This is a genomic window from Paenibacillus flagellatus, from assembly GCF_003217775.1.
GTDB lineage: Bacteria > Bacillota > Bacilli > Paenibacillales > NBRC-103111 > Paenibacillus_AB > Paenibacillus_AB flagellatus.
The window spans coordinates 132,309-147,284 of the sequence record NZ_QJVJ01000012.1 but is presented as its reverse complement, the minus strand read 5'-3'; the positions used below and the strand labels follow the sequence as shown (position 1 = coordinate 147,284).

Sequence of the window (14,976 nt, the reverse complement as noted above, 5' to 3'; positions counted from 1 at the left end):
CCAAGCATCCCCCCCCTTCAAAGTCACGATCGGATTGGAATGACCATGTTCCACGTATTCGAAGCATTCGCGAACCCGCCGGAACCGTCGGCCGTCGCCGCAAACAGATGGGTAGGCTTGCCGTTCCGGATCAAGAGGAAAGGCCGCTCGAGACAGCCCATCGTGCGAACCGTCCCATCCTCCCATCGGACGGTTCGGGAATAAGCTTTCGGGTTTTCCTTCCATTCCCACCGAATGCCGTCTTTCGAGCATGCATGGATACCGCCGTGCAATTCCCCGCAAATCGAGCCGTTCATATCCTTGGCGATCATCTCGTAACCCGAAGAAGATACCCATATGAACGGGTCCTCCAGTTGAACGCCCTTCGATGCGAATAGCGGTTCGTCTTCCAATACCTTATAAGGCCCGTCATAGCGATCGGCGGATGCGACCCCGAGCGTAAATCCGCCCGGTTCGATCCCCCTATAACGTCTCGCTTTGTAGATGAGCAATACCGAACCGTCCCTATTCACCGCCGGCGCCGGATTCGAAGTCAGGAAGCTATCGAATTTTTCCGCGCGCGTCGGAAGAATGGGATGATCCATTCGCCTCCATGGACCGTAAATGCTGATGGAGGTTGCCAAGCCTACCCGTTTATTCGAACGCGATACGATACAACGAGGATCTGCGAGCCCGAACGATTCACCCGGCTTCACGCTTGGAAAAGGATGAGTCGAGCCGGTATAAAATAAAAGATAAGTATCGCCATGCTTCGTAATATGCGGATTATGAGTCATGCGGCCGTCCCAATGCTCCGCACCTCTTGCCGGCAGAACGACTTCCTGAAATTCATAAGGTCCTTCGGGACAGTCCGAAACGGCGCGCACGATTTCCGATTGATCCAGCCAGCCGGGGTGCATCGGTAAATATTTCGGCCAGCGGGAAGCAAACATGTGGAATCGCCCGTCCTCGCCGACGATTACCGAACCGCACCATACCCAGTAATCTTTCATTTTGAATCCGCCATGTATCGGAGCCGGTAATAATTGATCCATCAAACAGTCCGTTTTTGCCATATCCAACACTCCCTGTTGCCGTTCCCTTGTTGGACGATTGCCCATACGTTACTATAAATAATAACGATCCGACATTTCCTGTGAAAGAGATTTCACCGTCTACCGATAGCACATTTCCGTCTAAAGGAGGAACCGGGATTGGAATGTTTGGAGTTGCCCATCCCCCCGCTGCCGCAACTCATTACGGCAGGACATACCGTATGGAAGCCGGGCAGACAGCATTTTACGCGTTCATTTTCGGTATATGACGTTTTGCTGGTAAAAAGGGGGGCCGTCTATATCACGGAGGAGCATACCGCTTACGAAGTAAAAGGAGGGCACATTCTCGTTTTGGAGCCGAACGTGCTCCATTGGGGACATGCACCCTGCACGGAGGACACGGAGATCTATTGGATTCATTTTACCCATCCGTCGCCGCAGCGCCGGTTGTCGTCCAACCAGGTCCCCTGGTCGTTTTTATACAGAAGAGGTACGGATATTGATTATGTGCCTGTAGCGCAGCACATGTATTTACCCAAGTTCGGGCCGCTCAGGCAAACGATGCTGTGGCCGATCCTCGATCAGATCGTGGAGCTGCACAGAGGTTCCACCATGAAAAATGCTCTGTTGGTGCAGGCGCTGCTTGCCAATCTATTCGTCGAGCTGCAATCGATCGTTTACGCGGAATCCACAACGCGTTCAAACGAATTGGTGTCACGCGTTGAGGCGTACTTGCATGAACGGTATATGGAGCCTTACGATGCCCAAGATATGAAGCACGCCCTTCATTACGAGGCCGACTATTTGTCACGCTGCCTAAAAAAGCACACCGGCATGAGTGCGCTTCAATACTTGAACCATATCCGTATTCACAAAGTGAAGATGCTGCTAGAAACGACCCCTTTAGCTTTACAGGAAATCGCCGCACAGACGGGATTTGCCGACTCCAATTACATGATCCGGCAGTTTCGCAAAAAAACGGGGTTAACGCCGCAGCAGTATCGTCAATCCCGTAATCGTCGATGAATCGGTAAAAGGACAATCATTGAACCGGAGGATGCCATGGACCGACCTTCCTGCGAAGTGCTTGCCGCGGGCTATTCGTATCATACGAAGCCGTTTCACGTCGCCTCCACGCGGGGGCTGCGCAACTATTTGATCCGTTTCCAGGTGGAGGGCTGCTGCCGCGTGCTGATCGACGGCGAAGCGAAGCTGATCGTCCCCGGCGACCTGCTGCTGTACAAGCCGAAGGACCGGTACGACCTGCGCATCGAGGAGGAGCTGCAGCCGAACGGGGAGCGCGAGGTGTCGAGCGGGGACTACTATTTCTTTTGCCGCGGCTCATGGCTGGACGAATGGTGGAATCGGTCGGCGAAGCCGAGACGGGTTCGGCTTCCGATCAACGAAGACGTGCTGCACCTGTGCCGGCAGACGATATTGGAGCAGCGTCGGGGCAAAGGGACGGCCAAGGAAATGGCCGAATATTATTTGCGGCTTCTGTGCCTAACGATCGAACGGGCGACGCAGGAGCAGCATTCGGCTTCGGGCAAGGGGAAGTCGTTTCTCGCTTACGAAATGAAACGATATATCGAGGAGCACGCCCTCTCCCCGCTCAAAATCGAAGACGTCGCCGGCCACGTCGGCCTCAGCGTCTCGCGCGCCGTTCATCTGTTCAAGTCGATGTTCGGCCAGACGATCATGCAGTACGTGCAGCAGATCCGGCTGTCCGTCGCCCGCGAGCGCATCCTGTTCAGCAAAATGTCGCTCGAGCAAATCGCCGAGACGTCCGGCTTCAACAGCTACACGTACTTTTACCGCGTCTTCCGCGCCCGGTATGGGGTCAGCCCGAAGGAATACCGTACCGGGGAGCTGCAGCTCGACTGACGAGCGGGAGGGGATTAGCGAAATGTCTGAAGCGGCAAGGCTATTCCGTTCGGAATGGAACGGACTCCCCACACCCGCCCCTCCCCCACGCGAAACCGCTTCTCCGGGCATTCTTCCGGGGAGGCGGTCTTTTTTTCCCCGCGCAAGTTGGACAAAAGGGACATCCATGAATACGCTTAGTGCCATGGAGAAAGGAAATGGCCTTGCACGCGAGTTTTGGCTTTGAGTTTCCACCATCCGCAGGTTTACGGGGGTTCCCCCGAAAGTAGTCGGAATCCACTTCGAAGGCCTGCTTCACTTTTGGGGGATTAGTGAGATGTCTGAAGCGGCAAGGCTATTCCTTTCGGAAGGGCACGGACTCCCCTCCACCCGCCCCTCCCCCACGCGAAACCGCTTCTCCGTGCATTCTCGGGGAGGCGGTCTTTTTTTCCCCGCGCAAGTTGGACAAAAGGGACATCCATGAATACGCTTAGTGCCATGGAGAAAGGAAATGGCCTTGCACGCGAGTTTTGGCTTTGAGTTTCCACCATCCGCAGGTTTACGGGGGTTCCCCCGAAAGTAGTCGGAATCCACTTCGAAGGCCTGCTTCACTTTTGGGGGATTAGTGAGATGTCTGAAGCGGCAAGGCTATTCCTTTCGGAAGGGCACGGACTTCCCTCCACCCGCCCCTTCCCCACGCGAAACCGCTTCTCCGAGCATTCTTCCGGGGAGGCGGTCTTTTTTCCTCGCGCAAGTTGGACAAAAGGGACATCCATGAATACACTTAGTGCCATGGAGAAAGGAAATGGCCTTGCACGCGAGTTTTGGCTTTGAGTTTCCACCATCCGCAGGCCCATTCCATCCGGGAAACTCAAAACAAGATGTTCGAAGCGGCAAGGCTATTCCTTTCGGAAGGGCACGGACTCCCCCCTTTTTGTCCAACTTGCCCCCTCCTCCGAACAAACAAAAACCGCCTCCCCGAACATTCGGAGAAGCGGTTGCGCGTCACACCCACCACATTTGACCCAGCGGCTCCTTCAGCAGCACTTGCTGCAAGTTGTTCACCGCTTTCGTAAATCCTTCGTCGACCGACATCAGGCCGTCCTCGTGTTCGATGCTGACGACGTAGTCGTAGCCGACGAGACGAAGCGCGCTCAAAATGTCCGCCCATGTCTTCAGATCGTGGCCGAAGCCGACGGTGCGGAACTGCCAAGCGCGGTCGAGCATGAGCGAATACGACTGCATGTCGGTCACGCCGTGCTTGTTGACGTTGATCGGATCGATCGTCGTATCCTTCGCATGGAAGTGATGGATCGCGCCGGCGCGGCCCAGGACGTGCACCGCTTGAACCGGATCGATCCCCTGCCACCACATGTGGCTCGGGTCGAGGTTTGCGCCGATCGCCTCGCCCGCCGCTTCGCGCAGCCGAAGCAGCGTAGCCGGGCTATGCACCGAGAAGCCGCCGTGCAGCTCGAGACCGATTTTCACGTTTCGGTCGGCCGCGTACTTCCCCCATTCGGTCCAGTACGGGATGACCTTCTGCTCCCACTGCCAAGCCAAAATCTCTTGGAAGTCGTTCGGCCACGGCGCGACCGGCCAGTTCGGATATTTCGCATCCTCATGGTCGCCCGGGCAGCCGGAGAACGTGTTGACGACCGGCACCTCGAGACGCTGCGCCAAGTCGATCGTTTTCACGATCGCCTCGTGGAACTCCTTCGCGACTTGCTTTTGCGGATGAAGCGGGTTGCCGTGGCAGCTCAAGGCGCTGATCGTCAGGCCGCGGGATTCGACGGCCTGCTTGAACGCCTTCAGCTTGGACGCGTCGCCGAGCAGCGTATCCGGATCGCAGTGCGCGTTGCCCGGGTAGCCGCCTGTACCGATCTCCACCGCCTCCAGCCCTTTGGACGCGATGTAGTCGAGAGCCTCCTCGAACGGACGGCCGGCGAACAATACCGTAAAGACGCCCAGTTTCATCGTATAGTCCTCCTTTCCGTTGCCTTCGTATAGAATGCCGTATCGAAGGCGGAACGATGCGTCCGCCGATTATTGATTCAAGTAAACCGTCTTGCCGGTGCGGCCGGATTCGTACAGCGCCTCGAGAATTTCCGTAACGACGAGCGCTTGCTCCGCCTTCACGAACGGCTCGGTATCGTTCAGAACCGCTTCGACCCACAGGCGCGCCTCCAAATCGGCATCGCTTTCCTTCTTGCCGTCGTAGAACGCGACCCCGCCGGTGTCGGTTTTCACCTTCGTGTCGAACAGACGGCTGTACTGCTCGCCGTTGATGCGCAGCCCGTCTTCCATGTCCGCGCCGCCTTCGGTTCCGCACAGAACCGTTCTCGCTTCGCCGACCTGCAGCGTGTTGAGCGCCCAGCTCGACTCGAGCACGATCGTAGCGCCGTTCTCCATCTTGATGAAGCCGAACGCCGAATCCTCGACCGTAAACTTCTTCGGATCCCACGGGCCCCAGGCGTTGGCCGCATTTTCTTTTTGGCCGAGCTTATGGAAGACGGAACCGGTTACGCTGACCGGCTTGTAGTTGTCCATCATCCACAGCGTCAAGTCGAGCGCGTGCGTACCGATATCGATGAGCGGACCTCCGCCTTGCTTCTCCTCGTCGAGGAAGACGCCCCAAGTCGGAACCGCGCGCCGGCGAATCGCAAGCGCCTTCGCGTAGTACACTTCGCCCAATTGGCCGCTCTCGCAAATTTGCTTCAAATGCAGGCTGTCCGGACGGTACCGGTTGTTGTAGCCGATCGTAAGCTTCTTGCCGGTCGCTTTGGCCGTAGCCACCATGCGGCGGGCGTCGGCGGCCGTCTTGGCCATCGGCTTCTCGCACATGACGTGCTTGCCGGATTCCATGGCGGCGATCGAAATTTCGGCGTGGGAGTCGTTCGGCGTGCAGACGTGGACGACGTCGATCGTTTTGTCCGCCAGCAGCTCGCGATAGTCCGTGTACACCTTCGCGCCTTCGGCGCCGTACTGCTTCGCCGCTTTTTGGGCGCGTTCCTCCACGATATCGCAAAATGCGACCATTTCCACTTGCGCGAGCTTGGACAGCGACGGCATATGCTTGCCGTTGGCGATTCCGCCGGTGCCGATAATGCCGACTCTCAATTTTCCGTTTGCCATGAAAGGTGCCCTCCTACTATTCGCTTTCACGATGGATTAGTATACGCTTCAAGTTCCAGTTCTATGTAATCATAAAGCGTTTTCCTTGAACATGAAGTATATGACAAAAAGATGAACTATTTGGCTACGATTATCGGATCCGCCGAATTGCACTGTCGAAAGGACCCGCATCCGACAAGGGTTTGGTTCGATTCCTTCCGCCACGGCTTCGTCGCCATTCGTCAAAATTTCACGAAATTCGTTCCCGTTTGGGAGATCGGAACGAACGGAGACGAAAACCGGAAACGCTTCGTCAAGAAGATTCTATTTTCGCCTTTATCCCTCTATCTTTGTATAGTATAATGGAAGCGATACCACCACAGCATAGATAGAAACGAATGGAGAAGTTCGCACATGGAAGTGTTGTCGTTTGTTCTGGTTTCGATGTTGGAATGGTTTGCCCTCATCCTGTTGACCTTTACGATGTTCAAGCTCGATATCCGCGACTACGTCGGGCAAATCGTCTTCAGCTCGTTTCTGCTCGCTCTAGTCTCTTACGTCTTGATCGTTACCCTCGATTTGCTAGTGTTCGCGACGTTTTTGCAGCCGCCGATCGTTTTCATCTTTTATTGGCAAATGTTCCGGATTCCGGTCTTTTACGCCGGACTTATCATGACCAACGGCTATTTGGCCTACATTCTGCTCACGACGATCGTCTACAATACGGTTCAGCTGTTCGGCCTCATTCTAAAGCCGGACACGCTGTCGAATTTTTCGGCTCAGGCGCTTACGGCATTTGTCGCGATGCTGGCGGCATGGCTCATACATAAATTTCGTGTCGGGTATACGTTCGTCCCTTACGGGGATCGCGCGAACGTAAGATTGAACAAAATCAATATGAGGCTGCTCCTGTTCACGGTCGTAGGCTACGTCGTCATGACCAGCTTCAACTTCCTGTACTTTCTCGGCAATTACAAGCAGCTCGTCCTCGTCCCGGTCATTCTTTCGTTGGGAGTTTTACAATACTGGGTATTGAAGAGGGAGATATCGAATGAGCATTGACGCTTTGGCGGAACGGATCGCGGTATCGATCAAAAAAGCGAACGAGCGGGAGACGGTCAGCGTGCCGGTCATGAAGTTCGCGCTCATTATCTTGATCAATATTGTGATCCCCGTTATCGCAGCGCTGCTGATCGGACTGATCACCGGCAAGCTTGCGGAAACGGCACTCTCGATCGTCGCGTTCGTCCTGATTCGCATGATGTCGGGCGGCTACCACTTTCGCTCCCCGGTGCCGTGCATGACGGCCATGGTCGTCTTCACGGCGCTCCCTCCTCACGTCGTCCTTCCCGACGCCTGGACCGCGATCCTTACCGGCATTTCCGTAGTCCTTTTCGCTTTGCTAGCGCCCTCCAATTTGCGGGGTTACCATACAATGCCGGAACGGTTTTATCCGTATTTGAAAGTAGCTTCCGTATTTGCGGTGTGCGGCAATTTCGCAGTAGGCTCTTCCATCCTGGCGCTAGTCTTTTTCATTCAAGGCGTAACGCTATTCAAGTGGAGGGAGGTGTAACCGATGACCAAAACGACGGCAAAACTCGCTTCCGACGTATTGAGCAAGGTCGCGAACTTTTTCGTAATCTCCGCATCGCCTGTCACCCATCGTCCCGAAATCCCGCAAGAATTGAAAAAGCAATAGGTTCCTAAAAAAGAAGAGGCTGGCGGATACGCGAAACAGCCCTCCATCAAGCAACAGGTTGAAACGGAAACCTGCTGGCTGACAGGAGAGCCTATCGACGGGCCGCCGGTCTTTTTTTTTGCGTCCGGCCTTCCGCTCCGCTTCTTCATCCCGCTCGCCTACGGCACTTGCAGCCAGCCGTCCCCGAGCCACGTGCGCACGTGAAGCCACTCTCCCCACGACTCGAACGCTTCTACGGTTTGCGGCGAAAGCGTTCCCCACACCGGCTCGCCCTCGTCCGGATACCGGTAAAACGGAACGGTCGCGGACAACGCGACGCTCCGCTCCTCACTCCGTACGCCTCCGACAAGCGCACGAGGCGCACGGATCCAGTTCGACCCGAGCCACGTGTCGATCCGGTACCACTCTCCCGCCTTCTCGCGCGCCAGGACGGATTGCGGGGACAAGTACGCGCCGACCGGAACGAATCCGCTCCCCGACCGGTCGTACAAATCGGCGTCCTCGACCAGCGTCAGCGTCTCCTCGAACGGCTGCGGATTCCAAAGCGGCTTGCCGGCGACGTCCGTTATGTACCGCTCCACCCCGGCGGCGATGCCTTCCGCCAGCTTGTCTTGGTAGTCGGCGGTCGACAGCAGACGGTCTTCGTCCGGGTTCGTCATGAAGCCGAGCTCGATCAGCACGTTCGGCACGACCGACCAATTGAAGCCGGACAAGTCGCTTCGCGCCGTCGTCCCCCGCGAATGGGCGCCCGAGCTCGCCGTCATCTCCTCCAGCACGATGGCCGCCGCCGCCTTGCTGCGCGCGAACTGCTCCGCCGTCGCCGACGACGTCGACGCGGGGTACAGCACCGACGCGCCCCTCGTCTTGGACGAGGCGTCCCCGTCGGCGTGAATGCGCACGAACAAGTCGGCTCCGGCCTCGTTCGCGACGGCCGCACGCTCCTTGTTGCTAATATCGACATCGTGCGCCGTACGGGTCATGACGACCGTAAAGCCGCGCGCCTCGAGCTTGTCGCGCAGCCGCTCCGACACTTCGAGCGTCAGCACGTATTCCGGCTTGCCGGTCACGACGCCCCGGGTACCCGACGAAACCTTCGGCTTCGTCTCGGTCGAGCCGGGGCCGATCGGCTCCAGTTCGTTGTTGCCCTTCTCCTGATGGCCCGCGTCGATGCAGACGACGGGAGGCGTCCTACCGTCTGCGTCTGCCGCAGCCGCAGCCGCAGCCGAATGTTCCGTCGCCGCTATCGAGACGAGCGCCGCCGCCAGCAAGGCCGCCGTCCCGATTCTCGCGATCGTGCCGCTTCTTCGCCTCGCCTCATGTCCCTCATTCGCTGCTTGTCTCTCCATAGAAATCGGAGCCTCGCTTCCCTTTTCGAATCGCCTGCTTTCTCTCCCGATTGTAGAGGAAACGGGAGCCGTTTGCCATCCCCCGGCGTTCCAAGCATAGCACCCCAATCAAATAAGCATGTCATGATTGCCCGGGATCGCAATATGCTCTAATAAAACCGTTTTCATAACGGGACGAAAAGGAGAGGATCGCATGCACGCGCTCGATTGGGTTGTCATGGGGCTCTACTTCCTTCTGATGGTCGGCATCGGCGTCTGGTCGTACCGTCAAGTGAAAGGCACGAGCGATTTTTTCGCCGCCGGCGGGCGAATGCCTTGGTGGCTCGCGGGCATCTCGCACCATATGTCCGGGTACAGCGCCGCCGTCTTCGTCGCTTACGCGGGCGTCGCTTACAAATACGGCTTCACGCTGTACATTTGGTGGGCCGTCCCCGTCGCCGTCGCCGTCTTCTTCGGGGCCCGGTGGATCGCCCCCCGCTGGTCCCGGCTGCGCCTGCGTCTCGGCATCGAATCGCCGACCGAATATTTGGAGAAGCGGTACAACGTGCCGACGCAGCAGCTGATGGCGTGGAGCGGCGTCCTGCTGAAGCTGTTCGACGTCGGCGCGAAATGGGCGGCGATCGCCGTCATCCTGAACGTGTTCGCGGACGTGCCGCTGACGACCGGCATTATCGTGTCCGGCGCCATCTCGCTGTTCTACATTACGATCGGAGGCTTGTGGGCCGACGCGCTGACCGACTTCGCCCAGTTCGTCGTCCAGCTCGTCGCGGGGCTCGCCATGTTCGTCATCGTGCTCGTCAAGCTGGGCGGCATCGGCTCGATCGTCGACATATGGGACCGGCTCCCTCCTACCCATAACGACGCGCTCGCCGGACCGTACACGCTCGGCTTCGTGCTCGCCTACCTGCTGATCGATTTCCTCAGCTACAACGGCGGCACGTGGAACCTCGCGCAGCGGTATATCGCCGCCCCGAACAGCAGGGAGGCGCGCAAGGCCGCTTACTTATCGTCCGCCCTTTACTTGATATGGCCGCTTATTCTGTTTTTCCCGATGTGGGCCGCGCCGATCTTCTATCCGTCGCTCTCCGACCCGAATCAGTCGTACTCGATCATGGCGATGGAGCTGCTGCCGCCCGGCTTGATCGGGCTCGTCCTCGCCTCGATGTTCGCGCATACGATGGCGATGACGACGTCGGACGCGAACGCCATTACGGCCGTCGTCACGCGCGACATCCTGCCGAAGCTGTTCGCCCGCTTCCGCGACCGGAACGGCAAGGCGTCGCTCTTGGCGGCCCGCGTCACGATCGTCGTCTTCACGACGCTGACGCTCGTCGTCGCGATCAATCAGCAAAATTTCGGCGGCATCCTGAGCCTGCTTATTACATGGTTCGGCGCGCTCGTCGGGCCGATCTCGATTCCGATGCTTCTCGGCCTGCTGCCCGCGTTCAAGCGAAGCGGCTCCGCCGCCGCGATCGTATCGTGGGCCGGCGGCCTGCTGACGTTCGGCTACGTGAAATACGTCATGGAGGCCGCCTCGACCGCCACGCTCGTCGCATCGCCGGTCGTCGTCTCGGCGGTGCTGTTCGTCGGCATCGGCCTGCTTCGCGGGAAAGACCGCGTCCGGCCCGACGTCGCCGAGCTCGTCGATTCGCTCGGCGAAGATGCGAGGTAGCGATCGGAGCGGCTCGCGGACACCCGTTTCGGACTTGCGCGATCGTGATGTATAATGAGGACAATCATATCCGATATTCGATCCGCATCCGCGAAGGAGACAACCCGACATGACGACCGATTTCCGCGACTTGTCCGAACGGCTGCCCGGCTGGGTGGAGGCGTACCGCGCCTACGCCGCCGAAGGCGGCGTCGCCACGTACATCCCCGAGCTCGCCCACGCTCCGCAGCGGGCGCTCGGCATTACGCTGCACCACCGTTCCGGCACGACCGTATCGGCGGGGGACGCCGACCTGCCCTTTACGCTGCAAAGCATTTCGAAGGTGTTCACGCTGCTGCTCGCCCTCATGGACCGCGGCGAGCGGGCCGTATTCGAGAAGGTCGGGATGGAGCCGACCGGAGACGTGTTCAACTCGATGCTGAAGCTGGAGCTCGTCCAGCCCGGCAAGCCGTTCAATCCGCTCATCAACGCCGGAGCGATCGTCGTCTCGTCGCTTCTGCTCGGCGATTCGCCGGAGGAGAAGTCGCAGCGCATTCTCCGTTTCGTCCGCGAGCTGGCCGGCGACGACGGCCCGGCGTTCAACGAAGACGTCTACCGCTCCGAGGCGGAGACGGCGAACCGGAACCGGTCGCTCGCTTATTTTCTGAAGGACAACAAGGTGCTGGACGAGGACGTCGAGCCGACGCTCGACGTCTACTTCCGGCAATGCGCGATCGAGGTGACGTGCGCGCAGGTCGCCCGCATGGGACTCGTTCTTGCGAACGACGGCGTCGATCCGGCCACCGGACGGGAGCTCGTGCCGAGACGGTTCGTGCGCATAGCCAAATCGTTCATGGTCACGTGCGGCATGTACAACGCGTCCGGCGAGTTCGCCATTCAAGTCGGCATCCCGGCCAAAAGCGGCGTCTCGGGCGGCATATTGGCGCTCGTCCCGGGCGAGCTCGGCATCGGACTGATCGGCCCGGCGCTGAACGACAAGGGCAACAGCATCGCCGGCGTCCACCTGCTGAAGCTGCTATCCGAACGATACGATTGGAGCCTCTTTTGACGAAGAGCATCCCCGGGCGGGGATGCTCTTTCGTTTTACGCCATACGTGCAGACGCACGGACGCGCCTCATGTCGTCCACTGGTCGTGGACGATGCCGACCAGATACAGCTTGTCGCCGGTCTTCTCGAAGACGAGCCGCAAGCTTTTCCAGTCGAGCCCTTCGTTCTTTTGGTCGAAGCCGGTAAAATGATACTCGACGTATGAGCATCGGTCGGCCGGGTACACGTCGGATACATTGTTGTTCAACGTGTTTTTGCCGATCGGCGCATTGACGGACGTCTTGTGGGGCTCGGCGAAATCGGCGTCGTAGACGAATTTGGCATAGTAGTCGGCGAACGTCAGCTTGATCGGCTCGCCGGAGCCGTCGAACGTGCCCCACTCGTAGACCGTTTTGTCCGCCGGCAGCTTCTCGACTTCGGCCGGCTTGAACACCCGGTCGCTCTTGACGTCGATATGGCCGTAAGGCGAAAATCGGACACCCTTGTCGGGATGAACGATCGCGGCCAGCTTCTTCATGTCTTTCGCCTTCAGCGCTTGGACGGCCGCTTTCGCCTGCGTTTCGACGGTAGGCGCCGCCGGCTGCTCGGGCGGCTTCGCCGCGGGCTGTCCGCCCGGCGCTTGGTCGCCGGGCTTGGCCCCCGAGCTTCCGCCCGTCTGTGCCCCCGTACCGGCTCCGGACGGCGGCGCACCGGCGGGCGGCTTCTCCTGCCCCGCAGGCGGCTTCTCCGCCGGGGAATCGGCGGTGTCCCGCCCGCCGTCGTCCGAGCAGGCGGCGGCCGCCAATAGCGCCAGCAGCGCAATGGCAATGGCGCCGAATCGAATTCGTGTCATCGTAGCATTCCTCCCGTGCGGCGGCTTGGCGGACCGAGTCGTTCCCGCCGGTCTGCCGCCGTCGTTATCCTTTAGACGGCCGGACCTCCCGCAAGGTTGCCGGAGCCCATTCCCAAGTTTTCCCCAACCGTCCGCGGATTAAAAGGAAAAGGACGTCCTGCGACGTCCTTTTCGGCACCCTTATAATAGCTCCTCGCGGAGCCCGCTCTCATGTTCGTTATCGGGCGACGACGCGACGTCCCCGGGTTCTTCCTTCCAGCTCGTCCGGAGCCGCCTTTTGCTGTTTCGGCGATTCGCACTCGGTGAAAGGCTTCATTCCCATCTGCATCGTAATGACCCGGATATCCAGGCAGATCTTCACTCCAGACGCGTTCATTCCAAGCGTTACCTCCGTTCACGAATTCATTCCCTGTACTTAGTTATCGCATGAATCGGGGTTGGAATGCTGTCAAAGCTTGTCGGGCTCGTTTATAAATTTTCATATAAATTTAGACTAAGATTGTATAAAAAGGTGTGCGGCAAGCACTACGAAACGCCCAAGTCCCCCTCGAAAGAAGTATCGGGACTCGGACCGTTCGAGACCTGCGCACTAGGACCGACTAGGCCTCTTGTCTAATGATGCGGTTTGCGCGGGGGTTTGTCCGGACAAACTACCCTGTTTTCGGATTTGCCGAATCGATCGCGAACGTTCCGACAAAGCCGTTCTCGAAATTTGTCGGTCCATCGCCGCAAATCTACCGGATTCGCCATAACGTTTCTTCGCCCGACACGACGGGAAGCTTCCCTCCGATGCGCCTTCCTTTACGTCTTTTCGGAGCGTTTCCAGCCGCCGCGACCGGTACTAAATAACCAATTTTTCCCGTTCGGCTCTAGGCCGGTCGGGCAACCGCTTTCATCGGCCCGATTGGCAAAAATATAGCCGCAAATTCGCCGTCGGAAGCAGCTATCGAGACAGAAAAGGGAAATCCTTCCAGACCCTTGACTCGTCTAAAGGATAGGTTCGACGAAAAGAGGGAGAATACCGGAACGCGATGGACGCTTGGAAAAGGGTCGATTATGCCGGACGGACGATTGCCAAAGCAAGCGAACGTCTCGTACTAGGGGAATGGGCCGATGCGGGCGAGCTCTTGCAGATGAAGATCAAAAGTCATTTTGGGAGAAGCTACGATCGAAGAGTGGGACCGCTACGTGCGGGAGATGACCGACTCCGAGCCGTACAAGGCGATGATGGCGAAATGGAACGAACTGCCCGGAACGAAGCCGGGAGGAAAGGAACCGAGTTGACGTTTACGAGAGCGGACGGATCGGATGCGGGTTCGGGGCGCGGCGGATGCCGTGCCCCTTTTTTACATGGATAACGGTCATCGTACTTATCGCTTCAGCCCGGCAGTCCGGCTCCCTCTTGTCCGCCCTGCGGGCGAGGCCGGTTCACGAAATAAATGCTCAAGAGGATGAGGACAAGACCCGCCAGCAAGGAAACGGTAAACGGCTCGTGCAGAAACAGCGTTCCCGCGGAAATGGCCACAAGCGGGATGAGAAAGGTGTACGAGGCCATCTTGCCCGCCTCCCCGCCGTCCATCAGCTTATAAAAGACCAGCCAGCCTATGGCGATGACGAATATGGAAATGAAAAGAAAAGCCCCTGTGAAAGAAGGCGCCCAACGAACCTCGCCCCAGCTTTCCGTCCAGCTGCCCAGTGCCGTCATGAACGCGCCGCCGACCATCAACTGAAGCGAGACGAGCCAGATCGGATCCACCCTCGGTCCGTTCTTTTTGACGTATATCGTGCCGAGCGCCCAGCTGAGCGCGGACCCGAGCGCAAGCATAATGCCCGCGGCCGAAACGTGACCGGACAAATCGCTCGAGCCGCCGCAGATGACGGCTACGCCTACGAATCCCAGCACGAGCCCCGCCATTTTGAGACCGTTCATCGACTCCCCCAGCCACATCCAGGAGAATATACCGACCAGTACCGGTTGAAGAAATACGATCGCGGCGAACAGCCCCGAAGGCAGATACTCCAATCCGGCGGTTTGCAGCCCGTAATACAGCACGACGTTCACCAGGGCCGAAACCGAATAAACCGGCCATGTCGCATGGAATCGCAAGCGGCCGGCTCTGGCAATCGCGACCGGCAGCAACAGGAGGCCGCCCAGCAAAGTGCGCGTGCCCGAGAAAAGCAGGGGAGGCATAAACGCCAGTGCGTATTTGGATAGGGGCCAGTTGATTCCCCAAACGAGGACCAGAAACGAGATCATCCACGCCGTGCGTCCGGCGGACATTTTTTTCACATTCATACCTTCTTGCTCTTTGAAATGGACGAACAGGTGTTATGATACGCTTCTTGCGGATGGGCTTCAATGTAAATAAAT

General features: G+C 58.4%; 15 protein-coding genes. 8 read left to right on the top strand and 7 right to left on the bottom strand.

Going from position 1 to position 14,976, the window contains the following annotated elements; all coding sequences use genetic code 11:
- Positions 1–23 precede the first annotated feature (23 nt).
- Positions 24–491 carry a glycoside hydrolase family protein gene (locus DLM86_RS32835; RefSeq protein WP_245954877.1) on the bottom strand — a complete coding sequence of 156 codons (468 nt, stop codon included), beginning with the start codon at positions 489–491 and terminating at the stop codon, positions 24–26.
- Positions 492–1,193: 702 nt separating this feature from the next.
- On the opposite strand from DLM86_RS32835, the gene DLM86_RS24410 reads away from it, so the two are divergent.
- Together DLM86_RS24410 and DLM86_RS24405 are read left to right on the top strand one after the other, a co-directional pair.
- On the top strand, positions 1,194–2,060 hold the full coding sequence (locus tag DLM86_RS24410) for a helix-turn-helix domain-containing protein (RefSeq protein ID WP_110842683.1): 867 nt from the start codon (positions 1,194–1,196) through the stop codon (positions 2,058–2,060).
- 36 nt (positions 2,061–2,096) lie between these two features.
- Entirely contained in the window at positions 2,097–2,918 is an 822-nt protein-coding gene (locus tag DLM86_RS24405) for an AraC family transcriptional regulator (RefSeq protein WP_110842682.1), read from the top strand.
- 984 nt (positions 2,919–3,902) lie between these two features.
- Here the strand turns inward: DLM86_RS24405 and DLM86_RS24400 are convergent.
- Both DLM86_RS24400 and DLM86_RS24395 read right to left on the bottom strand, forming a co-directional pair.
- Positions 3,903–4,871 (bottom strand): sugar phosphate isomerase/epimerase family protein, encoded by a 969-nt coding sequence (locus DLM86_RS24400; protein ID WP_110842681.1) that lies wholly within the window; start codon positions 4,869–4,871, stop codon positions 3,903–3,905.
- Between the two features lie 69 nt (positions 4,872–4,940).
- On the bottom strand, positions 4,941–6,029 hold the full coding sequence (locus tag DLM86_RS24395; protein WP_110842680.1) for a Gfo/Idh/MocA family protein: 1,089 nt from the start codon (positions 6,027–6,029) through the stop codon (positions 4,941–4,943).
- A gap of 393 nt (positions 6,030–6,422) precedes the next feature.
- On the opposite strand from DLM86_RS24395, the gene DLM86_RS24385 reads away from it, so the two are divergent.
- Genes DLM86_RS24385 through DLM86_RS24375 form a run of 3 tightly spaced genes read left to right on the top strand, consistent with a single transcriptional unit; the run spans position 6,423 to position 7,707 of the window.
- A complete protein-coding gene (locus DLM86_RS24385; protein WP_110842678.1) occupies positions 6,423–7,070 on the top strand; it encodes a hypothetical protein in 648 nt (215 codons plus the stop codon).
- Positions 7,060–7,581 (top strand): accessory gene regulator ArgB-like protein, encoded by a 522-nt coding sequence (locus DLM86_RS24380; RefSeq protein ID WP_110842677.1) that lies wholly within the window; start codon positions 7,060–7,062, stop codon positions 7,579–7,581. The genes DLM86_RS24385 and DLM86_RS24380 overlap by 11 nt, the downstream gene beginning before the upstream one ends.
- Before the next feature lie 3 nt (positions 7,582–7,584).
- A complete protein-coding gene (locus DLM86_RS24375) occupies positions 7,585–7,707 on the top strand; it encodes a cyclic lactone autoinducer peptide (RefSeq protein WP_110842676.1) in 123 nt (40 codons plus the stop codon).
- Between the two features lie 158 nt (positions 7,708–7,865).
- On the opposite strand, the gene DLM86_RS24370 is transcribed toward DLM86_RS24375, so the two are convergent.
- Complete coding sequence (locus DLM86_RS24370; protein ID WP_110842675.1) at positions 7,866–9,053, bottom strand: N-acetylmuramoyl-L-alanine amidase family protein; 1,188 nt, start codon at positions 9,051–9,053, stop codon at positions 7,866–7,868.
- Between the two features lie 193 nt (positions 9,054–9,246).
- On the opposite strand from DLM86_RS24370, the gene DLM86_RS24365 reads away from it, so the two are divergent.
- Together DLM86_RS24365 and glsA are read left to right on the top strand one after the other, a co-directional pair.
- A complete protein-coding gene (locus DLM86_RS24365) occupies positions 9,247–10,725 on the top strand; it encodes a sodium:solute symporter family protein (protein ID WP_110842674.1) in 1,479 nt (492 codons plus the stop codon).
- A 109-nt stretch (positions 10,726–10,834) separates the two neighbouring features.
- A complete protein-coding gene (glsA, locus tag DLM86_RS24360; RefSeq protein WP_110842673.1) occupies positions 10,835–11,773 on the top strand; it encodes a glutaminase A in 939 nt (312 codons plus the stop codon).
- A 67-nt stretch (positions 11,774–11,840) separates the two neighbouring features.
- Here glsA and DLM86_RS24355 read toward each other — a convergent pair whose 3' ends face one another.
- Together DLM86_RS24355 and DLM86_RS32195 are read right to left on the bottom strand one after the other, a co-directional pair.
- Positions 11,841–12,605, bottom strand: coding sequence for a hypothetical protein (locus tag DLM86_RS24355; RefSeq protein ID WP_110842672.1), 765 nt, complete (start codon positions 12,603–12,605; stop codon positions 11,841–11,843).
- A 217-nt stretch (positions 12,606–12,822) separates the two neighbouring features.
- A complete protein-coding gene (locus DLM86_RS32195; RefSeq protein WP_158289644.1) occupies positions 12,823–12,981 on the bottom strand; it encodes a hypothetical protein in 159 nt (52 codons plus the stop codon).
- A 776-nt stretch (positions 12,982–13,757) separates the two neighbouring features.
- Between DLM86_RS32195 and DLM86_RS33040 the strand changes: the two genes are divergently transcribed.
- A complete protein-coding gene (locus DLM86_RS33040; RefSeq protein ID WP_281272186.1) occupies positions 13,758–13,889 on the top strand; it encodes a hypothetical protein in 132 nt (43 codons plus the stop codon).
- Between the two features lie 94 nt (positions 13,890–13,983).
- On the opposite strand, the gene DLM86_RS24350 is transcribed toward DLM86_RS33040, so the two are convergent.
- Positions 13,984–14,895 (bottom strand): DMT family transporter, encoded by a 912-nt coding sequence (locus DLM86_RS24350; protein ID WP_110842779.1) that lies wholly within the window; start codon positions 14,893–14,895, stop codon positions 13,984–13,986.
- Between the last annotated feature and the right edge of the window lie 81 nt (positions 14,896–14,976).